The organism is Larkinella rosea (assembly GCF_003858635.1).
Classification (GTDB): domain Bacteria; phylum Bacteroidota; class Bacteroidia; order Cytophagales; family Spirosomataceae; genus Larkinella; species Larkinella rosea.
Window position 1 is genome coordinate 515,948 of sequence record NZ_RQJO01000008.1, and the last position, 20,710, is coordinate 536,657.

At 51.0% G+C, this 20,710-nt stretch carries 16 protein-coding genes; 8 read left to right on the plus strand and 8 right to left on the minus strand.

The annotated features are described in order from the left end of the window. Window positions 1-22: 22 nt before the first annotated feature. Window positions 23-790: a hypothetical protein gene (locus EHT25_RS10900; RefSeq protein ID WP_124874337.1), complete on the plus strand. Its 768-nt coding sequence runs from the start codon at window positions 23-25 to the stop codon at window positions 788-790. After that, window positions 780-3,335, plus strand: coding sequence for an AMP-binding protein (locus tag EHT25_RS10905; RefSeq protein ID WP_124874339.1), 2,556 nt, complete (start codon window positions 780-782; stop codon window positions 3,333-3,335). The genes EHT25_RS10900 and EHT25_RS10905 overlap by 11 nt, the downstream gene beginning before the upstream one ends. Before the next feature lie 96 nt (window positions 3,336-3,431). On the opposite strand, the gene EHT25_RS10910 is transcribed toward EHT25_RS10905, so the two are convergent. The 8 genes from EHT25_RS10910 to EHT25_RS10945 all read right to left on the minus strand — a co-directional run bounded on the left by EHT25_RS10910 (window position 3,432) and on the right by EHT25_RS10945 (window position 12,886). Beyond that, window positions 3,432-4,751, minus strand: a complete 1,320-nt coding sequence (locus EHT25_RS10910) for an MFS transporter (protein WP_124874341.1) — start codon at window positions 4,749-4,751, stop codon at window positions 3,432-3,434. 98 nt (window positions 4,752-4,849) lie between these two features. Continuing rightward, the gene (locus tag EHT25_RS10915) at window positions 4,850-5,278 is read right to left on the minus strand and encodes a DoxX family protein (protein ID WP_124874343.1); all 429 of its coding nucleotides are present in this window, start codon (window positions 5,276-5,278) and stop codon (window positions 4,850-4,852) included. Window positions 5,279-5,472: 194 nt separating this feature from the next. Further along, a complete protein-coding gene (locus tag EHT25_RS10920; RefSeq protein ID WP_124874345.1) occupies window positions 5,473-5,997 on the minus strand; it encodes a class I SAM-dependent methyltransferase in 525 nt (174 codons plus the stop codon). Between the two features lie 81 nt (window positions 5,998-6,078). Beyond that, window positions 6,079-8,694, minus strand: coding sequence for a T9SS type A sorting domain-containing protein (locus EHT25_RS10925; RefSeq protein ID WP_124874347.1), 2,616 nt, complete (start codon window positions 8,692-8,694; stop codon window positions 6,079-6,081). A gap of 37 nt (window positions 8,695-8,731) precedes the next feature. After that, the gene (locus EHT25_RS10930; RefSeq protein WP_124874349.1) at window positions 8,732-9,745 is read right to left on the minus strand and encodes a M12 family metallo-peptidase; all 1,014 of its coding nucleotides are present in this window, start codon (window positions 9,743-9,745) and stop codon (window positions 8,732-8,734) included. A gap of 202 nt (window positions 9,746-9,947) precedes the next feature. Continuing rightward, the gene (locus EHT25_RS10935) at window positions 9,948-11,033 is read right to left on the minus strand and encodes a GRAS family protein (RefSeq protein WP_124874351.1); all 1,086 of its coding nucleotides are present in this window, start codon (window positions 11,031-11,033) and stop codon (window positions 9,948-9,950) included. After that, on the minus strand, window positions 11,030-12,157 hold the full coding sequence (locus tag EHT25_RS10940) for a lactonase family protein (RefSeq protein WP_124874353.1): 1,128 nt from the start codon (window positions 12,155-12,157) through the stop codon (window positions 11,030-11,032). The genes EHT25_RS10935 and EHT25_RS10940 overlap by 4 nt, the downstream gene beginning before the upstream one ends. A gap of 159 nt (window positions 12,158-12,316) precedes the next feature. Beyond that, window positions 12,317-12,886, minus strand: coding sequence for a YceI family protein (locus EHT25_RS10945; protein ID WP_124874355.1), 570 nt, complete (start codon window positions 12,884-12,886; stop codon window positions 12,317-12,319). Window positions 12,887-13,151: 265 nt separating this feature from the next. Between EHT25_RS10945 and EHT25_RS10950 the strand changes: the two genes are divergently transcribed. The 6 genes from EHT25_RS10950 (at window position 13,152) to EHT25_RS10975 (ending at window position 20,659) form a co-directional block, all read left to right on the plus strand. Next, entirely contained in the window at window positions 13,152-15,209 is a 2,058-nt protein-coding gene (locus EHT25_RS10950; protein WP_124874357.1) for a S9 family peptidase, read from the plus strand. Between the two features lie 72 nt (window positions 15,210-15,281). Continuing rightward, window positions 15,282-15,497: a DUF2281 domain-containing protein gene (locus EHT25_RS10955; protein ID WP_124874359.1), complete on the plus strand. Its 216-nt coding sequence runs from the start codon at window positions 15,282-15,284 to the stop codon at window positions 15,495-15,497. Beyond that, a complete protein-coding gene (locus EHT25_RS10960) occupies window positions 15,497-15,892 on the plus strand; it encodes a type II toxin-antitoxin system VapC family toxin (protein ID WP_124874361.1) in 396 nt (131 codons plus the stop codon). The genes EHT25_RS10955 and EHT25_RS10960 overlap by 1 nt, the downstream gene beginning before the upstream one ends. A 44-nt stretch (window positions 15,893-15,936) precedes the next feature. Then, window positions 15,937-16,839 (plus strand): alpha/beta hydrolase, encoded by a 903-nt coding sequence (locus EHT25_RS10965; RefSeq protein ID WP_124874363.1) that lies wholly within the window; start codon window positions 15,937-15,939, stop codon window positions 16,837-16,839. Window positions 16,840-17,026: 187 nt separating this feature from the next. Then, a complete protein-coding gene (locus EHT25_RS10970) occupies window positions 17,027-19,498 on the plus strand; it encodes a TonB-dependent receptor (protein ID WP_124874365.1) in 2,472 nt (823 codons plus the stop codon). A 90-nt stretch (window positions 19,499-19,588) separates the two neighbouring features. Then, complete coding sequence (locus EHT25_RS10975) at window positions 19,589-20,659, plus strand: fatty acid desaturase family protein (RefSeq protein WP_124874367.1); 1,071 nt, start codon at window positions 19,589-19,591, stop codon at window positions 20,657-20,659. Window positions 20,660-20,710: the final 51 nt, after the last annotated feature.

A 20,710-nucleotide genomic window follows, 5' to 3' on the forward strand; every position in this document is an offset into this window, starting at 1 on the left:
CTAAATCCCGAGCGAGTCATACATGGAGTTATTTTTCGAATACGATATTGAGCGGCTTCGTCGCTACGCCCTTGTGGCAGAAAATGCCGGAAAAATCAACATCGAATCGAACCCCAATCGCCTGTTTCTTTCCTTTACCGACGTCGGTTATTTTAACTATTGCGTTTGCCGCGAACCCGACCAATTGTCGGAAATTGTCGGACAGGCACAAGCGTTTTATGCCCAGCACCAGATTGCCCATCATAAACTGCTCATCGACGACCTCATGACGACCGAATCGCATGACCGGTTTTTGGCGGAGAATGGCTATGTACTGAAAGAACGGCTTATGGCGGTCCGTGATCCTACGCTTAAAAACCGCCCGCAGCCGCTTTCGGAGATTCTTCAGCTTGAGCCCGTTTCTGAAGAAACCATTGCGGCATTTACCGCTGATTACCTGGCGGGGTTTGAGTCGGAGCAGACTCAAATCGAACCTGTTGTCATTAATTTCCGGCAATTACTGGGTAATCCAAACATCGCGCTGTTTCGGGTAAAAGTCCAGACTGAGCCGGTGGGAATTGCGGTTTTCTATCGTTTTGAAGAGGATTATTTTCTGGCGGGCGGTTCCATTTTGCCCCGCTTCCGTAACCGGGGGTATCACACGGCGGCTCTGCTGACGCGGCTCAACTGGCTGAATGAGCAACACGCCCGAAGCATTACTTCCTGGGCGTACGACGGAGGAGCAAGTTACCGGAATATGCTGAGAGTGGGCTTGATGCCTTACAAATGTTACCGCGTGTATGGACGATGAATTTCGGCTCCGCTGGCTGGAAATGGTTCGGCTTTATCCGACCAAAGAGGCTCTTCGTGATGAAAACCATCGGGTTTCCTACGAAGCACTACACCACCGTGCCAATCGATATGCAAACGCGCTGATTGAACGGAACTTCAATCAGCAGTGCATTCCGGTTTTGCTGGAAGATCCGATTGAGCATATTGCAGCTTTGTTTGGTATTTTACTGTCCGGCAATTACTACCATTCGGTCCGTCTTTCATCCGTCGATGACCTGCATCAGTTGGTGGATTCGCTGGATTGCCCTTGTCTGATCAGTAACTCGCCATTGGTCATTTCAAATGATTCAGTGCTGCCCACACTGGTCCCGAAACGGCTCCAGGCCGACGAGCCAGATTCAATTTCGTACCCGCCTATACTGCCGGAAAATCCTTTTTGTCTTTTTACAACCTCCGGAAGTACGGGACCGCCCAAGCAGGTCGTTCATTCGCACCGGAGCGTATTAGTTGATACATTTCGCCAAATAACCGACAACGAAATTGACTCAGCCGACCGGATCGACCTGTTGTTTTCCCTCGAATTCAGTGCGTCGCTGGCGTGTATTTTTCCGGCCTTATTATCCGGAGCCACGCTGGTGTTTCATGACCTGAAAAAGGCGGGCGTTCTGACGTTACCCACGTTCTGGCAGGAACAAGGCGTCACCTTCAGCAGCCTGTCGGTCAGTACGTTTCGGATGTTGCTGAAAACCGATACGGATTTTAAAAAAGTCACCGGTTTGCGGTTCCTTTCCATTGGAGCCGAGCCCGTGCGACCCGCCGATATTTCCGGCTTTCAGGAGCGATTTTCTGCCAATACCGTGCTGCAGGTGGCTTATGCGACGACGGAAACCCGAACGATTTCGGAACATAAAATTCGAACGGACACGGCGGTTTCCGAACAATTATTCTCGGTCGGAAAACCGGTGGATGGCCGGGCGGTTTCGATTCGGTCGGAAACCGGGGCGTTGTTGCCGCCGAATCAGGTCGGCGAAATCTTCGTTCAGGCCCGGTTTATTCCGGCAACCTATCCGAATAATGCGGAGGCTTCCCAACGCACGTATCAGCTCCAACCCAACGGAATCGTTCAGTACGCGACGGGTGATCTGGGTTTTCTGGACGCCGATGGCTATTTGTTCTGGTGTGGCCGAACGGATTTTGTGGTTAAGATTAACGGACAGAAAGTAAGTCTGATTCAGTTGGAACAGGAGCTGAAAAACGAGCCGGGTGTGAAAAATGCTGCGGTTATTTACGACACGTTTCACGCAGATCGTTCCCTGCTGAAAACCTATTTGTGTACCGAGCCCGGTTTTGATTTGTTAATCCTGAAGCAGTCGCTGGCGCAGCGATTGCCGGTTGTGATGCTGCCCGACCGGTATTATTTGCTGGATGTGCTGCCACTGACGAAAACCGGCAAAGTCGACCGCATGCGTTTGGCTTCTCATCCGGTAACAGCGAGCCCTATTACCGACAATTCAGTAGAAAACGACGAAAGTTCGTCGGATTTAGTGCCGTTAATCAAGACAATCTGGCAAAAAGAGTTGGGGCTGGATACGGTTTTATCAGATTACGACGACTTTTTTCAGGATCTCGGGGGCGATTCGCTGACGGCCGAAAGCTGTCTGGCGGAACTCGAAAACCGCATTGGAAAAACCGTACCCATTCATGCCGCTTTTTCGTATACGACACCCAAAGCGCTGGCTTATTACATGACGGGTTACCACCAGCACCGGGTGCAGTGCATTCCGTTGAACCAGCCCGCAGCGCACCGCAAAACGGTTTATTTTATCCCGCCACTGCCCGGCGACCGGCGCATGTATCGCTGGATCGAAAACCACCTGAATCAGCAATGCAATCTGTACTATGTTCATTTTGAGCCTTATACGATGACGGGCGAGTTGATTCCGTTCCCGGACCTGATTCGGCAGATTGCCCAGGCCATTGGTAATCCGGCCGAGAGTGTTTTGATAGGGTTTTCGTTTGGTGGGTTGATCGCTTATCAGGTCGCGTTGAGTCTGGAGCAAATGCAGCAGCCCGCCCTGAACCGGATTGTTTTGCTGGATACGCCCTTATACCGGCGAATTACGTTTCGGGAATCGTTGCGGAAAGACGCGCATCGGATCAAACGGAAGGTTTTTGCGGATTTACAAACCGGTCAGAAAGTGAACTGGAGTGCGAGTTGGCAGCGCGCCGTTGCCCGGTACCGCAAGCGATTAAAACCGCAGTCCGAGCAACCGGTTGCGGGGAGTAAAGCGACCACCTGGCAGGATTCCTGCACGGTGGCCGTCAATCAATATGCCCGGAAAATCAATGTTCAAACGCCGGTTTCGTGCCCCATTCTGTTGTTTCGGGCGAGCGATTCGTCGGCATTTCAATACGAAATTCGCCCCGATTTCCGCTGGCAACCCTACACGACGGCCGGATTTGAAGAACATCGGCTGGAAGCCAATCACGATCAGGTCCTGAATTCGACCAACAGCCACATCATCGGAACCGTGGTTCACGAATTAGTACAATCGGGCTCCTGAAAGCCACCGCCAAGCCGGAACGGGCCCGAATCAGACTACTTTCGATGGCCTATAACCAAGCCATTAACGTATTCCGGTCGATCGGTTTTCCTTCTTTTACTCCACCACAGCCTCTTGTTTCGCCAGGGTCTGGTATTTTTCGGAGAGAATTCCGTATGCTTTCGACCGCATGGCGATCACCGTAATAATCAGCCCAATCAATCCGGTAACGGTGAATAGCAACGCCAGTCCACGGGCGCTACCGGTTCCAAACCATGACCCGATCAGTTGGACGCCCGCTCCGGTGGTCATAAACGGAATGAAGATCAACTGCGCAATCGGGCCAATGATAAAAGCAGTGATGGGCGAAGCCGCCTGCTCGACGCTCTGGGCAAAACCAAACACCCGCCCCTGCCGCTCGGGCGAAATCAGTTTCTGGATGATGGTTTGCTCGGCCGCTTCCACCACCGGAATCAGGCACAGATACACGAACATGCCTATTGCCAGCAACACAATGGAAGCCTGAATCGTGAAGAAAACACAAACCGTCCACATGACAATATTAGCCAGAAAAAGCGTTCGCAACGGTTTGGCACCGAGTCCTTTGCGGGCCACAACAATGCCACCCACGATGAAACCCAGGCTCAGGAAGCCCCACAAAAAACCCCAGACCTGCACCGAAACCAGTGATAAACCGTAGGCATCCATCAGCGACATGAAAACCCCGCCCAGAAAGTTGTTGAACGTGTTGAAGAAAATGAGCGCCAGCAAACCGGGAATCTGCTGCACCGACTTCAGCGTACCCCGGATGTCGAGGTGGTTGGTTTCGGTATGCGTATCAATCGCTTTTGGTTCGGGAATTGAAATGGTCCAGAGATGAAAAATGGCTAAACCGGTCAGGATTAGCGCAATGATTAACATCCAGGAGATTCCCAGAAAACCGATGATCAACCCGCTGAAGAGCGAAGCGACCAGAAACGATACGCCGTTGGCCGTGCCAACCAGGCCGTTGGCTTTGTCCCGCTCGGCTTCGTCGATCAGAATAGTAACCAGTGTCGAAAGGGCGATGGTGCGGATATTACCGGCGATAGCGCCCATCAGACCGAGCAGGATAAATACCCAAAGTGCCGGGCTGGACGGATTTGAAAAAACGGTCGCCGGGGTAGCGTTGTACAGAATTAAGGCGAACAGATAGGCCGCCAGCGATCCCAGGCTCGACACCATCATGGCGGTTTTTTTGCGGTTGTGATCGACGAGTGATCCCAGGAAAAAACCGGAAACGGCGACCGTGCCGAGGTAAATACCGGCCATCACCGACGTGGCTACCACCGACTTGGTTTCGAGATAAAGCCAGAACGTCAGTGCGAACCAGACGCAGTTGTTGGTCAGGGAAGCGGCCAGCGTATTGGCCAGAATGGCGTAGAATCGTTTGTTCATACGATTGTTGTGGACGAGCATACAACAGTGATTGGGATCTGCACGTCGGCACAGATCCCAATCACCGCGCGGAATCAAATTCAGTTGGAAAACCCGGTTTAGCTAAGAACCGTTTGCCGCGATTTCTGGTTTCGCAGACCGCTCTTTGTGGTTTCGGAAAAAGCGGTTTTCTCCTTTTTGTGGTAAAAAACGTAGGATGCAGCGCCAATACCGATGAAAATCAGCATGGGAGCCCAATCTGCTACGGGAATGCCGGAGCTGGCGATGCAGTAGGTTGCGCCAATCAGGTCGATGAACAGCCCGGCATACGCCCATTCCTTGAGTCGCGAAAAACCGGGAACCAGAATGGCAATGACACCCAGTACTTTGGCCCAGCCGACGAACGGCACGAGGTAAGCGGGCAGCCCCATGTCTTTAAAACCAACCACGGCCATGTCCATAATCAGCACGTCCGGAATAGCCGAACCCAGCATGATGAACGCAAACAGACCCGTAAAAACCCAGTACAAAATTTTCGTCTTTTTCATGGCTCTTTGTTGTTTAGTTGATTGAACAGTACAAAGTTACTACCCCGTTCTGACTTCGATCGTGTGTAAAAACGGCAACGGTAGGGGGTGATTACGACAATGTTTTTATAAGAGGAAAGAACAGAGAAAAGAGAAGAAAGACGGAACGGTTTTTTGTATTTCCTAACCTTGTTTTTCGCGGAAAATTTGCGGTTTTAGGGTGCGATTAAGGCTGCGTACATGTTTCCGCTTCCGTAGCGCGAAGGTCGCTCACCTAGCTTTTCAACGGAACCATAACCCACCGTTTTAAAGAGCTGGGTCAGCGAGCGGAAACTGACGGGATAAGGAACCCAGGTCGGAACCGGCTGATCGGTATCGTATTCAACGATCAAAAACCGCCCGCCCGGTTTCAGATAATTGCTGAGCTTTCGGAGAAAACCGGGTTTATCCGCTACGTAATGCAGGGCGTTGGCCATCAGAATACCGTCCAGCGCCGGGAGCTCCAGATCATCCCGGACGAAATCCTGTTGTCGGGGGACCACTTCAACCCCGTTGGGCCGGATTTCCGGTTTTAACGGATTGTTCTGGTCAAGGGCGTAAATGCGGCTTTCTTTCGGCAAATAATGAGCCAGCGCGTACGTGAACAAACCGGAACCGCAGCCCAGATCGGCCCAGACCGAGGGCTCTGACTGATGCTGGCTATGGCTCTGGATGAGTTGGATGGCTTCGGAAAGTTCCATTGGACGGACTATTGGTTACGGATTTGCAATCCGCGTCATCAACCACAATGCCGTTCAGCCAGTAGTTGGTTCGACTAACCCCTAAATTTTTATAATTTTCCACACGACGGCTTTTTTATTCGTCGTCTCGACCCGTAGCAGATAGGTACCCGACGCAAAGGTACTAATATCCCACTCCTGCTGCCGAACCGGTGTCAAAAGTGTTTTCTGTTTTACTTCCCGGCCCTGCTGATCGCTCAATTGAAGTCGCTTGATGAGTCGGGGAGCTGTCACTTTTATGAACAATCGACCGGAAGTTGGATTCGGGTAAACCGCAACTTCTTGATCAACCGACGGTTCCGTCGCTAACACCAGAACCCCGATCGTGAGCGGATTTTTCACCGTACCGTTTGCACAACTGACATCACTTAACCCGGATACCGTAAGGTTGTAGCTAATGGGCTGTTGAGTCGCATGGAATATCGCCTGGTAAGGCGAATCGGCTGTTTGAATCACCTGCCCGTCCCAGCGGGTAAAGAGCCAGGGGGCCGTTCCGGTTAAAGCCACCGAAATACGGGCACTGTCGCCCGGAGCCAAGTCGGGCCGGTTGCTGCTTAGCTCGGCTGTCGGTAAAGGCATGACGGTGATTTGTATCGAATCACGCGACAGCAGGGCGGGCTCACTACTTTCAGCATAGACAGTATATGGACCGGCTTTTAGGGCCAGAGGTAACGAGGACGAAAAATCCGGGCCGCTGATGACTGTGGGGTAACGTACGGTTTGTGATCCCGACTTTAAAACCAGTGAGAACTGGTTTGTGGGAGCTGCACTTCCCTGGAGCGTGATCGAAGCGGTCAAAAGGTCGCCGGGGCAATAACCGGTTTTGTTGGTCTTGGTCAGCAACAGTTTCGGCCGCACGTTCACCAACAGGTTAGCTTCGGTGCCGGAGCAGCCATCGTCATAGCAACGGGCGTGGTAGGTTGTATTGATTGTTGGTTTGACCACGAATTGATTGGTGCCTTTCTCCAACTGATTGCTGACGGTTTCACTGGCATTATTCCACGACCAGACGACGCTGCTACATCCTTCGGCTTTCAGGGTGACTGATTCACCTGCTTCGGAGTTTTGTTTGGAGACCGAAAGGTTAGGGGCTTCCATCGATCCACAGGGGCTGCTGCGGATAATCTGGTAGGGGCCATTGAACCACAAATTTCCCCGGCCATCGACGGTCATTTTACCAAGGTTGCTAAACGCCGGTAACGTACCCAGATTCTTCCACGCCTGTCCGTCGTATCGATAGAGCTTCTGAAAACCATCAATAATGTAAAGATTGCCAAACGGGTCATTCGCCATATTTCGAATCGATGTTATGGGCGTGGTCGGCGTGGTCCAGTTTTGTCCGTCGAATTTCGCCAGAACCGGAAATGGGTTTGTATTGCTCGATTGGGAAACCCAAAGATTACCAAGGGCATCGGTGGCAATGTCCAGGATGTATTTGCCCAATTGGGAGATCATGTCACTGGAAAAAGCGCGGGACGTTTTGGTAAGCGGGTTAAACTCTACCAGCGTGTAAGGAGTATTGGACGAGTTCAATTGAATCATCCAAATAAAACCCGGTCGAATAAGTCGTTTAGTTATCCAGGAATTAGCCGGGGGTTCATACATTTTTGTCAGATTATCAGCCGCCGGGGCATAAATTCCGTAGGAACTGTAGAACAACCTCGGACTGGTACTGAAATCGGAAAAGGAAAAAGTTGGTTTAAAAAGAACCCGTTCTGCCAATTCGCCGGACGAATCTACCAGTTTCCCCATCTGCTGATAAGGCGTAACTGAATAATTGCCATTCCCGGTTGAAACCCCATTGATCAACCATAATCCCCCCGGATTGTCTTCGCTAAGCGCTAATCTATAACTGCCAATTTTGCCATTGGTAGACGTTCTGGTAATCGACTGAAGAGCCAGGTTTTCCGGGTTTAATTGAAACAATCCATCCCGATTATGGACTGTCCAAAGCGCGTCATCGGTTACTTTTATCGAATTTAGTAATCCCAGTGGCAGAGTTGGATGGGTAACTGTGTTGATAAACGACCATTTAAAAGCCATTTGGTCAGTTCCGGTTCGAAATGTCTGCTTCATTCGGGAGAGCACACCGGTAGGAAGCGTGGGATCTTGACCTTCGTTTACGTCCTCTACTTTTACATAGTAAAGCGTGTTAGGCCGTAGATTTTCAATCAGGCCCATGACGCTGGCCTGAGTTGAATTATCGTACAGTGATTTCCTGTAAACCAACTGCGTAAACGACGAATCGGTCGCTACACTGATTTGATGCGTGAGCGTATTGCCGTCCCTGTAATAGGCAAATGGAAAGGTCAGTAGAGCCGGGCTAAACGGAATCATGAAACTGCCGGGCAATGGATTTATAAAAAACCGCCCGGTTTTCGACCACGGTCCGGTTTCGCTCCCCACCACCGCTCGGATACGCCAGATAGTCGGCCCCTGTTTACCAAAAAAAGTCGAGAACGACGGTTTTTCACTGACGCTCTTCGTAAACGAAGTAAAGCTTTCGTCACTGGCCGACGTAATTTGAATTTCATACGCGGTTGCACCCGGTACGGGTTGTACCGAAAACGATTGCATCCCGTTGTCACTGGGGACAAACCGTTGATCCTGAGCTGGTGAAAGAAGAACCGGAGCGGCAATCGGGTTGGTCGTCCGCAATTGGCAACTAGCTGACCATTCTGATAAACCGAAGCGGTTAACGGCCCTTAAACGCACAAAAAACGATTGATTCGGTTTTCAGTAGACTGACATCATACCCGTTGAACGCGGTCGAGTCACTCACGATTTTTTTTGCAAAGTCGGCGGTTTCAGCGATTTCGATATCAAACCGTTCGGCCTGCGGCTGTCCATCCCAATACAAAAAAGGGCTTCCTGAGAGGGAAAGTTCAGCCGGTAAAACAGGAGCCTTGTCGGGTGCGGCCGTTAGTTTCGCAAAATTCTTATCGGCATGAACGGTCATTACGGCCTGACAAAGCGGGTGGAACTGAAAGGATTGGCTGGAACAGTAGCTCATGATCGTTCCTTGTGCGGTTTGCAGTGAGCCCGTATAATTACAATTCCCCTCAATATTGGCGCAATAATCGATTGGGCCGCCCGCCCAGGAGCAATCCTGCGTATGTGGTGAGCCAAAGTTATGCCCCAACTCGTGGGCAATGGTCTTGAGATATTTTAATGGCGCTGCCGAATACGTTCCGCCTAAACTGCCCAGGCCACCCGCTCCTGTTACCACTTTTGTGTAGAGATACGAAACTTTATCGTACTTTATTTCCTGGAAGCCCTTTCCCCAGACGTTTATCAGCGTGGCAAATAACTTATACAAATCCGATTCGCCCTTATACGGGTCAGATGCGGCATCTTTCCAAATATGAATCCGGACAACCACGAGCTGGGTATTGATTTCACGCTCGTACACCTGTGAAACCGCTTCGATTTGTTTCAGTACATAACCGCGAATCTGGTTGGTGTCCTTGTCGAATTGCAAATAGGTTTCGGAGTCAATGTCGACGGCAATTCGGCAGATGTTGCGGGGCGTAGCGGCTTTGCGGGCTTGCTGATTAGCCAGCAACTGCTTTGCCTGCCCCATCATCCGGACGATGGTATCGGGCAAATTCTGAGTATTAACCCCACAAACCGGCCCGGTTTGAGCCTGCACACAATGACTGAAAATGAAAAACGACAGGGCAAGCAGTAATTTGGAGCGATCGTTCATAATGATTGGATGGCAGGAAACGGGTCAACTCAATAAATTCGAGTTGATCGCCCATCTCTATCACTATGACGTTGCCCGCCCGACGAAGTCACTTACTGATTCGTAGCGGGAAGAGAGTAATCGCTTAAATGCGTTAGTGCGTATTTGTCAATAAGCCTGGAAGAATTGGAATACTAAATTGATAGTGAGGTATTTATATTTTTCAAGATTGGCCGCTAAGCACTGCCTGAAAGATCGACAACACATTGACGCCTTCGTATTCCATGGCCAGATAACCGCCCGGTTTTTCCTGCAAAACAATTGGCGAAGGCGGTAGCGTAGCCGGAATGTCAAAATCCGGAACCAGCGAAAAACCGCTTTCCTGCAAATACTGAATCCATTGCTCCGCTGGCTGGTGTTTCTCGAACCGATTGTCGTCGGAATGACCGACGACGTCGTCGATTTCCCGCCCGAAAAACATCTTCAGCCCGTTTTTGGCCGTAGTGTCGATATCCAGGCTGTCGATGACGCCAAATGCCGCGCCGTAATGATTATAAGCATTCAGCGTCCGGCGACGCCAGTCCGGTTCCAAGTGATCCGAATGCGGTTCGGTCAGTAGAAGCAGGTCGGGTTGCAACGACTGGATTTGGTGAAAAAATGCCTGTCGCTGCGAAACCGTGGGCAGGTGATGAATCGTCAGGGAACTATTGATAACAAGCCGGTCGTATTCCGGGGGTACCGTTTGGGCGAGCGCATCGGGCGCGAGTTCTTCGACCAGCGAAACCAGTGAAACGAATTCGACGGCAAACGGCGCTTTTTCGGCGGTTTGCCGAATCTGCGTTTCTGCAAAAGCAACGGCTTCGGCAAACGGCTCGACGCCGACAAGAGTCAGTTTTTGCAGGCGGTTTTCGGTTTTGATCAGCTCATCGAGCAGCCGCACGATCTGAATTCCCCGCCCAATCCCGACGTCCATTACCACGGCATTTTCGGCGGTTTTCAACGCGTTCACCATCGCCCGATTCGTGATGGCGTGACTCATCACCACAAACGGCATCCGGTTGATCAGCACATCGAACAATACAATTTGCGGAATTTCAAACCGTTGCAGATACAGATGTTCGTGCGAACCGGCCTGCGGCTGGACGTGATCGCGAATGGCTTTCAGAAACAGCGTGTCCAGCAATAATTCCGGTTGGGCCTCAATCGCCGAAAGATGAGCCTGCAACTGCTCCTCCAGCCCGGTCAGAGCCGAAGGAGCAGGTTGATCGTGAAGGGAATCAATAAGTTGACTCAGCTCCGTCTTTGTCATTTTACCGTAAATAGCTTCAGACAAACCGGCGCAGGCACTTTGATCTGGTTGCCCGTCGGCGTCAGTTTACCGGTTTTCCCGTCAACTTTATACACTACAATGTTGTCCGTATCCTGATTGGCGGCAAAAGCATACTCGCCTTTGGGATCGATCAGGAAATTGCGGGGTGTTTTGCCTTCTGTCGGCTGCTGGCCGATGAGCGTCGGTTTTCCGTCTCCGGCAATCGACAGAATGGCCAGCGCATTATACCCGCGGTTCGACTGGTACAGAAACCTGCCTTTCGGATCAGTATGAATGTCCGCGCTCGTATTGTTAGTACCGGTAAAGTCGGCCGGAAGGGTTTTTACATTATCCTCGATCAGCGTCAGCGCACCGGTTTTGCTGTTGAGCGCAAACGTGGCCACACTCGAGGTCAGTTCTTCGGCCAGATACAGGAATTTTCCGTTGGGATGAATCGTGATGTGACGCGGTCCTGAGCCCGGCGAAACGCTGACGTAGGGCGTTGCGGCCGGTTTTACCTTGCCCGATGCCGGATCAAATTCGTAAATGTAGACCTTGTCGGTGCCGAGGTCGCAGACGTACACAAACCGGTTGTTGGGCGAAATCGTGGCCGAGTGAATGTGCGGTTTTTCCTGCCGTTGGGCGTGGGCGCTTTTGCCTTCGTACTTCAGCGTGTCGGTGGCGACTCCCAGTTTGCCATCGTTCTGGATCGGCAAAACCGTGAAGGTTCCTCCGCCGTAGTTCGAGACAAACGCCAGCTTGCCGGTTTGGTCGATGGCGATGTGACAGGGACCGCGGCCGTACGACGACTGCTGGTTCATCATCGTCAGTTTACCGGTTTTAGCTTCGATGGCATACGAACTAACTCCGCCCGAGTTGGCAGCCGCTTCATTAACCGAATACAGGTATTTACCGGTGGGGTGAATGGCCAGAAACGACGGGCTTTTGGCGTTGGAAACCGTCTGGAGTTGTTTCAGCGAGCCGTTGGCGCGGTCGAATTCCAGGACGTAAACCCCTTCGCTGCCCCGGGTCGAGTACGTTCCGACGTAGAGAACTTCTTTGGGAGACTGGGCGCGGGACATAAAACTCAAAAGGAGTGCGGCTACTACAAATAGTTTTTTCATAAGTCAGGGGGAATAATCAGGTCACAAAGCTAACAAAAAGGACAAGCCGTTGGTGGCCTGTCCTTTTTGGGCAACTGGTTTCGTATTTAAAGGTTCTGATCCTTGATCGCTCAGAAAACCGGGTTGGGGCTTTCTTAAACTATAAACTTACTTACTGGCTTATTGCTTGCCAAATTCGGCGTTCGCGCGGAGGGCGATTTCGTCACTGACAACCGCCGTGGTCATGTTGGGTCCGATGCCGAAATCCGAGCGTTTCAGTTCACCGGTGATTTTGAAACCGGCCACGTCTTTTTTGCTCATCGGATGCTGAATCGGGCCATTCAGCGTAACATCCAGCGTAACGGGTTTGGTCACGCCATGCATGGTCATGTCGCCGGTCACTTTATACTTTTTGCCTTCTACTTTCTGAAAGGTCTTGCTTTTGAACGTCAGGGTTGGAAACTTGGCCGCATCGAAGAATTTATCGCTTTTCAAATCCGAATCGCGCCGTTCGTTGTCTGTGTCGATGCTGTTGACGTCGGCGGTCAGTTCAACCACCGCGTCCGAAAAATCGGGTTTTGAGGAAGTCAGCGTGGCGTCGAACGTCTTGAAATTGCCATCGACTTCCGAAACCAGCAAGTGGGTAACCGTAAAACCGACTTTGGCGTGGGCCTTATCAAGTTTCCAGGTTTGAGCAAACGTAGCTGCTGATGCAAAGAGAAATGCCGTAAACAATGTAGCTTTTTTCATAAAATATCAGGATTTGATTAAAAAATACCCTTGGTTTTAGAGCGCTTAATAATACTAAAAAATCCTTGTATCTACATGTAAAATAATTATTTTCTTTGTTCAGGGCTGAAAACCGGCGCGGCACGAACTGAAAATGCCGGGGTAAATTCGATAACCCGGTTTTTGGTCGGGCCCATTCGCTGTTGGTTATCTGGGAGAAAAAAGTAATTTTTGCTTGCCGGAATAATCCCGGCCCAATTCATCAACCTAAACGACTCATTGATTCATGTCCTTCAAGATTTGCCTGCTTTTTTGCCTGCTTACCGGAATCGTTTACGCTCAAAAACAGCCCTTTACCGCTTCTCAATTATTCAAAAACGAAAAAACAAACGTTCTGCAAGCCCTGCCGACCACAGCCTGGGCCGACGATACGCATTACCTGCTCACGAAAGACGGAAAAACGGTTTCGGTTGACGTCAAAACCGGTCAGGGAAATGAAAACAAGGTAAACGGGGAAAAAGTCGTGTCTCCGCCTAGTATGCCATCAAATGTAAAAGGCTCTCAAAACCTGACTTTTTCGCCCAATCAAAAATGGGCGGCTTATACACGTGACGGAAAAAACCTCTACCTAACGGACTCGACCGGCCAGGAAAAACAACTGACTACCGATGGTTCCGAAACGGTTTACAACGGGTATGCAGCCTGGGTCTATTGGGAAGAAGTGCTGGGGCGGGCCACGCAACACAAGGCGTTCTGGTGGTCACCCGACAGTAAATATCTGGCTTTCATGCGGTTCGACGAAGCGAAGGTGCCCGTTTTTCCGATAGCCGGAGCGACCGGGCAGCACGGGTATCTGGAAAGTCAGCGGTATCCAAAACCGGGCGACCCGAATCCGCTGGTAAAAATGGGCATCGTGGAAGTTGCCACCGGAAAAACCGTCTGGGCGGACTACGACGCCAACGCCGACCACTATTTCGGAACGCCGTTCTGGACGCCCGAATCGAAAGCGCTCTGGATGCAGTGGAAAAACCGGGGGCAGGACGTGTTGAAACTGGTTGCGGTCGATCCGGCAACGGGACGCACAACCGAACTGGTCAGCGAAAGCCAGAAAACCTGGGTGGACTGGCTGACGACGGTTCATTTTCTGAGCGATGGCAAGCACTTTATCCGTCAGAGCGACGAATCGGGCTGGATGCACCTGTATCTGCACACGATGGACGGAAAACTGAAAAATCCAGTTACCAGCGGAGCGTATACTGTTACCGGAGTTTCCCACATCGACGCCAAAAACGGATTGGTTTATTTCTCCGCCCGGAAAGAAAATTCGGCCCGCATTGATCTTTATAAAGTGAAGCTCGACGGCAAAGGTTTACAACGGCTAACATTTGGGGAGTTCAGCCATCAGGTGCAGGTTTCGCCCGGCGGCAGCTATTTTATTACAACCTATTCCAATTTGCAGACTCCGCCCAAAATGGCGCTGCTCGACAAAAACGGGAAGCTGATTCGGGAACTGGGCGACACCAAAGGAGCTGATTTTGATAAATTTAACGTCGCCAAAACGGAGCTGGTGCGCGTGCCGACTGCCGACGGTTTTCAGTTGCCGATGACGATCAAATACCCCACGAATTTCGATCCCAACAAGCGTTACCCGGTTTTGATCAGCATTTATGGTGGTCCCAACGCCGGTTCGGTATACGACCGCTGGGCGTATACACCCGCATCACAATGGTACGCGCAGGACGGTTTATTGCAGGTCGCCATCGATCACCGGGCGTCGGGGCATTTCGGCAAAACCGGCCAGAATTTCATGCACCGAAATCTGGGCAAATGGGAAATGGATGATTACAGCACGGCGGTAAAATGGCTCATCGACAAAGGGTTGGCTGATCCGAAGAAAGTTGCCATTACGGGCGGAAGTTACGGCGGTTACGTAACGGCTTTGGCGTTGACGCGGGGAGCGAGCGTTTTTACGCACGGAATTGCCAACTTCGGCGTCATGGACTGGTCGCTGTACGACAGCGAATACACCGAGCGGTTTATGGACACGCCCGCCGAAAATCCGACGGGTTACAAAGAAAGCTCCGTGCTGACTTACGCCGATCAGTTGAAAGGCACCCTGCGGATTGTTCACGGCACGATGGACGACAATGTGCACATGCAGAATTCCATCCAACTTGTTGATAAACTGGAGAATCTGAACAAACACTTCGAGTTCATGGTGTATCCCGGCGCACGTCACGGGTTTGGCACCACCGGCAAGGCCAAACACGCCCAGGCCGAAACCGCCCGGTTTATTTACCAGTATCTGCTGGAAAAACCGTTCCCGGCGGAGGTTTGGCAGTGAAAGCTTTCGGTGCTTTACTTGCGGGTATATTTGAAAAGGATTGTTAATTTAGAGGACCCAACGAAAAACCATATGCTGACCTCCGTAACTGGCATCTACGAAAATGGACGCGTAATTCTGGAAGAACCTCCTAAGTCGCAGAAAAAACAGAAAGTTATTGTGACTTTTCTGGATAGTGATAACGACGAATCGGTGTTGACAGAGCGTACATTCGGAACAATGAAAGGGAGTTTTAAACTCTCGTCCGATTTTAATGAACCTCTGGACGATTTAAAAGAATATATGTGATGCGGCTTTTGCTGGATACACATGCCTTGTTGTGGGTTCTTGAAGCTGATCCTCAACTGTCTCATAAAGCTCACCAATTAATTCGAAACACTGCCAATGAAGTTTCCGTCAGTGCGGTTTCTTTATTTGAAATCGCTATTAAAACAAAGCTGGGTAAACTGGAAACTCAACGGACCGCTACTGAAATTATACGGGAAATGCAGCGGTTGGCAATACAACTGTTGCCAATCGCTCGTTCGCATTTGGACGCCTATCAGCTTGTGCCTCTGCTGAATGAACATCGTGATCCTTTCGACCGGCTTTTGATCGCGACGGCATACGCTGAAGGGCTGGACCTGATTTCTATTGACAGTAAATTCACGTATTATAGTGACTTAGTAAATGTAGTTTGGTAAATGATAAATCTACGGGTTACCAAGCTCCCTAAACCCTCAAAAGAATGATCAAAAAACTTCTGCTGAGCCTCTCTTGCGGCTTTTCAGCACTTATTGGCCTGGCTCAACAGGAAATACCGCTTTATAAGGGCCCCGTTCCCAACGCGAAGGCATCGGATGTCAAAGAGGTCAAACGGTCCGACCAGGTAGCGACCAATGTCATTAACCCGACGCTTTCAATTTATCTGCCACCGAAGGGAACCGCCAACGGAACGGCAGTGATTGTTTGCCCGGGCGGAGGCTATGGCGCGCTGGTTATGAAGCGCGAAGGGTACGACGTTGCCGAAGCGTTCAACAAAATGGGGGTGACAGCTTTTGTGCTGAAATACCGGCTACCGAGCGAAAAAACCATGATCGATCCGTCCATCGGACCGTTGCAGGATGCCCAGCAGGCCATCAAAACCGTCCGGCAACGGGCTGCGGAATGGGGCGTCGATCCGAAAAAAATCGGGATCATGGGCTTTTCGGCGGGCGGCCACCTGGCGTCAACGGCCGGAACGCACTTTAACCAAAAGGTGATCGAGAATCCGGAAGGAGTCAGCGTTCGGCCGGATTTCGTGGTGCTGATTTATCCGGTTATCACCTTTACGGAACCCATGGCGCATTCCGGCACGCGGAAAAACCTGCTGGGTTCGTCACCCAAACCGGAGCAGATCAAGTTGTATTCCAATGAATTACAGGTCGATAAAACCACTCCGCCGACCTTCCTGACGCACGCCAGCGACGACACGGTTGTTCCGGTCAAAAACAGCATCCTGTTCTACGAAGCCCTGCAACAAAACGGCGTTCTGGCCGACCTGCATATCTATACCAAAGGTGAACACGGTTATCTGAAAACGCCCGCTTTCGACGAGTGGTTTGGGCGCATTCGGCACTGGCTTGTCCAAACCGCTCTGATGACTCCGTAGGAATTTGGAAGGAGATGATTAATTGAGAAAAACCGCATAAAAGTCCAAAAAACCGCTAGCCTTATTATTATAAGTTCCAGTAACTAACATTAGTATTAAATTTAGAAACTGATCAGTAAATTAGCGGTTTAATTTACTTGTCTGCGTATCAATCCCATTTCCGTTGGCCGAAGGTGTTGTCTGAAGTATGAAAAAAATCCTACTCCCGCTAGTATTATGCATAGTTGTTTCGGCGCGGGCGCAAAATCCGGCCAGTATGCCGCAATTGCCCGCGATTCAGACCAACATCAAAGCCAGCTTAAAGGCCAAAATCAGCGGGACGGTGATGGACGCTACCCAGCATAAACCGGTCGAATTTGCGACCGTTGCCTTATTGAATCCCAAAACCGAAAAAATTATCGGCGGAACCACCACCGGCGAATCCGGTAAATTTACCATCAGCGGGGTCGATGCGGGCACTTACCGGGTCGTGATCAGCTTCATCGGGTACGAAAACAAGACCATCAATAACATCAATGTAGGTACGGAAGGAACCGAAGTAGCGCTGGGCGTGGTGCAGATGCAAACGGATTCGCGGACGCTCAACGAAGTTGTCGTGACGGCCGAAAAACCGCTCGTCGAAGACAAGGACGACCGAATGGTTTACAACGCGGACAAAGACGCGACCAATTCCGGCGGAACGGCCATCGACGTCCTGAAAAAAGTGCCGCTGCTGACGGTCGATCCCGACGGAACGGTGAGCCTGAAAGGGAGCAGCAGCATCAAAGTACTGATTAACAACAAACCGTCGAGCATCATGGCGCGCAGCATCAGCGAAGCCCTCCAGATGATCCCGGCGGAACTGATCAAATCGGTGGAAGTCGTGACGGCACCCTCGGCCAAATACGACGCGGAAGGAACCGCCGGAGTGATCAACATTATCACGAAAAACCAGCTTCAGGGCCTGACGGGCGGGGTGAACGCATCGGTAGGAAGCCGGCGGAACAACCTCGGCGGGAATTTTAATTACAAGCGCGACAAACTGAGCATTACCGCCTACGGGGGCGGCAACGTCAATAATTATTACGGCGGGTCGGAATCCATGCGGCAAAACCTGCAAAACGGGCAGGTTGTTAGCACCATCGAGCAGATCAATGCCTACAAAAACAAGGGGAAATCCGGCTTTGGGTCGGTGAGTATCGATTACGATCTGGATACCTTAAACCGCATCGGGGTCGATTTTAGCCTGGGCGGAGAAGGCCGGAATACGAATTCGACGCGGGACACCAAAGTGGCGTCCGACGATCCGCAGAATTTCCGGCGGTATAACCACACCCAAAACCGCAACCGGAACATGGACGTCAATTTCAATTACACGAAAACGTTCAAGCGGAGCAAGGAGCAGGAATACACCTTTCTGGCGCAATACAATCAGAATAAAAACCACAGCAACTACTCGCTGAACCAGTATCCACTGCCCGAAAGCGAGGTAATCGACTACCGCGAGCGCAACAACAACGACAATCAGCAGAAGGAATTTACGCTGCAAACCGATTATACGTACCCCTTTTCAACGGTTAAACGGCGGCTGCTGGAGGTTGGAACAAAGGCGATCCTGCGGAATGTCGGCAGTGATTACCGGCTGGAAAATGCCCCCGACGGATCGCTGAATTACAAAGAAGATCCCAGTCGGGCAAATACCTTCGATTACCAGCAGCTGGTTTGGGCATCGTATGCGTCGTTCCGGATGCGGATCAGCAAAATGTGGGGTTTTAGCCTGGGCGGGCGGATGGAAATGACGAACATCAACGCCAATTTTATTTCGACCAGTACGAAGTTTACGGACCGCTACCAGAATTTTCTGCCCAATATCACCATTTCGCAGCGATTTGGGGAAGAGCGACGGCTGAGACTCAACTACAGCCAGCGAATTCAGCGGCCATCCATTTTCTTCCTGAACCCGTACGTCAATTCATCCGATCCGAAAAATATTCAAACCGGAAACCCGTACCTGGACCCCGAACTCGCACACTCGGTTGAGTTGTCGTACAGCACGTTTACCAAAAAAGGAACGACCATCAATGCGATGATTTTCGGGCGGCAGACCAACAACGCCATCGAACGCATTACCACCGTCGATACAAGTGGTGTTTCGAGCAGCACCTACCGGAACATTGCCCAGAATTCGACCTACGGCATGAACCTCTTCGGATCGGCGCGGCCGGTGAAACAGTGGAACATCAGCGGATCGTTCGGGTTGAACTACACCATTTTGAACAGCAGTGCTTTGCAGATTAAAAACGAAAACTGGAGTTACCAGTTCAACCTGAATTCGTCCCTCCAGTTGCCCCACGACATCAGCGTGCAGGCCAACGGTTCGTATACGTCGCGCCGGATTCAGTTGCAGGGCCAGTCGTCCGGTTTTTACTACTACGGTTTTTCGGGCCGGAAAGAATTCAAGAAGCAGAAAGTGACGATCACGGCCAACTTCGAGAACCCCTTCCGGCGCTACAATACCATTGTGAACCTGCTCCGGACGCCGACCTTCATTTCGGATGGATCGAACTACAACGTCATCCGGAATATCCGTTTGTCGGTTAACTGGCGGTTCGGCAAAATGAATGCGGGACAAAACCGCGAGAAGAAAAAGATATCCAACGACGACGGCAAACGGGATTGACCGGCACTGAAGTAACTATCATTCGATAGCGACTTGATTCTATTTGTAAAATGCCTACCTTACTTTTCGAATCAAGTAACCCGTTTGCCAATGAGAAGACTTCCTATCCTGAATGACCCCAGTTCTGTTGCCCAACCCTCGACTGCTACCGACCGGTTTTTGCTGCGGTTTATCCGCGACAGCCGTGATCTGCCCTTTATTTACCTGACCCTGAAAATCACTTTCACGCTCGTTCCGCTGGGTATTTTACTGTTTATCCCGGCCATTACTGGCTGGGTCTGGGCGATACTGGCCTTTGCCTGTTTTGCGTCCTATGCGGTTTATAAAGGCCCGTTTGGACTGATGGTCCATTGCGCGGCCCACCGCCCGCTGTTCAAACGGGAATACAGCGGACTCAACTATTACATGCCGACGTTTCTGGCGCTTTTCTTCGGGATGTCGCCGGATACGTACCAGAGTCACCACATCGGCATGCACCATCCCGAAAACAACATGCCGGAGGATCTGAGCAGCACAATGACCTATAAACGCGACAGCATCCGGGGATTTCTGCGCTATCTGGCCAATTTTTTCTTTCTGGGTGTGATTACGCTGATTGGCTATCTTAAAAAGAAAAACCGGCAGAAAATGGCGATGAAAGCCATGAGTGGAGAGATTCTCTTTCTGGTGATGTGTGCCATTTTGTTGTGGGTCAATGCGCCGGCCACCCTTGTGGTATTTCTGCTGCCGTTTGTGTTGACGCGGGTGTTTGGCATGATCGGCAACTGGACGCAGCACGCATTCATCGATAAGGATGATCCGGCGAATGCCTACAAAAACAGTATTACCTGCATCAACGTCAAGTATAACCGCATCTGCTGGAACGACGGCTATCACATCAGCCACCATTGTCGCCCGGCGATGCACTGGAGCGAGCATCCCAAATTCTTCACCAAGACCCTCGATCAATACGCGACTAACAAAGCCATCATTTTCGATGGACTTGACTACGGTCAGGTGTTTGGTTTGTTGTTAAGCAAACAGTATGACCGGCTGGCCAAGCACGTGGTCAACGTCAACGATACGTTTCAGAACGAACAGGAAATCGTTGAACTGATGAAATACCGCGTCCGGCCCATTCCGGAATGGAGCCCGGTGAAAGCCGCCGTGGTGGCGGGGTGAGAGGGAAAGGAAATGAATAATGTAAAATGAAGAATGAACAATGTAAAAGTG

What these genes read in the sequence shown, in the direction of transcription:
- EHT25_RS10900 (WP_124874337.1), top strand. Translation starts at nt 23, where the DNA reads ATGGAGTTATTTTTCGAATACGATATTGAGCGGCTTCGTCGCTACGCC.
- EHT25_RS10905 (WP_124874339.1), top strand. Translation starts at nt 780, where the DNA reads ATGGACGATGAATTTCGGCTCCGCTGGCTGGAAATGGTTCGGCTTTAT.
- EHT25_RS10910 (WP_124874341.1), bottom strand. Translation starts at nt 4,751, where the DNA reads ATGAACAAACGATTCTACGCCATTCTGGCCAATACGCTGGCCGCTTCC.
- EHT25_RS10915 (WP_124874343.1), bottom strand. Translation starts at nt 5,278, where the DNA reads ATGAAAAAGACGAAAATTTTGTACTGGGTTTTTACGGGTCTGTTTGCG.
- EHT25_RS10920 (WP_124874345.1), bottom strand. Translation starts at nt 5,997, where the DNA reads ATGGAACTTTCCGAAGCCATCCAACTCATCCAGAGCCATAGCCAGCAT.
- EHT25_RS10930 (WP_124874349.1), bottom strand. Translation starts at nt 9,745, where the DNA reads ATGAACGATCGCTCCAAATTACTGCTTGCCCTGTCGTTTTTCATTTTC.
- EHT25_RS10935 (WP_124874351.1), bottom strand. Translation starts at nt 11,033, where the DNA reads ATGACAAAGACGGAGCTGAGTCAACTTATTGATTCCCTTCACGATCAA.
- EHT25_RS10940 (WP_124874353.1), bottom strand. Translation starts at nt 12,157, where the DNA reads ATGAAAAAACTATTTGTAGTAGCCGCACTCCTTTTGAGTTTTATGTCC.
- EHT25_RS10945 (WP_124874355.1), bottom strand. Translation starts at nt 12,886, where the DNA reads ATGAAAAAAGCTACATTGTTTACGGCATTTCTCTTTGCATCAGCAGCT.
- EHT25_RS10950 (WP_124874357.1), top strand. Translation starts at nt 13,152, where the DNA reads ATGTCCTTCAAGATTTGCCTGCTTTTTTGCCTGCTTACCGGAATCGTT.
- EHT25_RS10955 (WP_124874359.1), top strand. Translation starts at nt 15,282, where the DNA reads ATGCTGACCTCCGTAACTGGCATCTACGAAAATGGACGCGTAATTCTG.
- EHT25_RS10960 (WP_124874361.1), top strand. Translation starts at nt 15,497, where the DNA reads ATGCGGCTTTTGCTGGATACACATGCCTTGTTGTGGGTTCTTGAAGCT.
- EHT25_RS10965 (WP_124874363.1), top strand. Translation starts at nt 15,937, where the DNA reads ATGATCAAAAAACTTCTGCTGAGCCTCTCTTGCGGCTTTTCAGCACTT.
- EHT25_RS10970 (WP_124874365.1), top strand. Translation starts at nt 17,027, where the DNA reads ATGAAAAAAATCCTACTCCCGCTAGTATTATGCATAGTTGTTTCGGCG.
- EHT25_RS10975 (WP_124874367.1), top strand. Translation starts at nt 19,589, where the DNA reads ATGAGAAGACTTCCTATCCTGAATGACCCCAGTTCTGTTGCCCAACCC.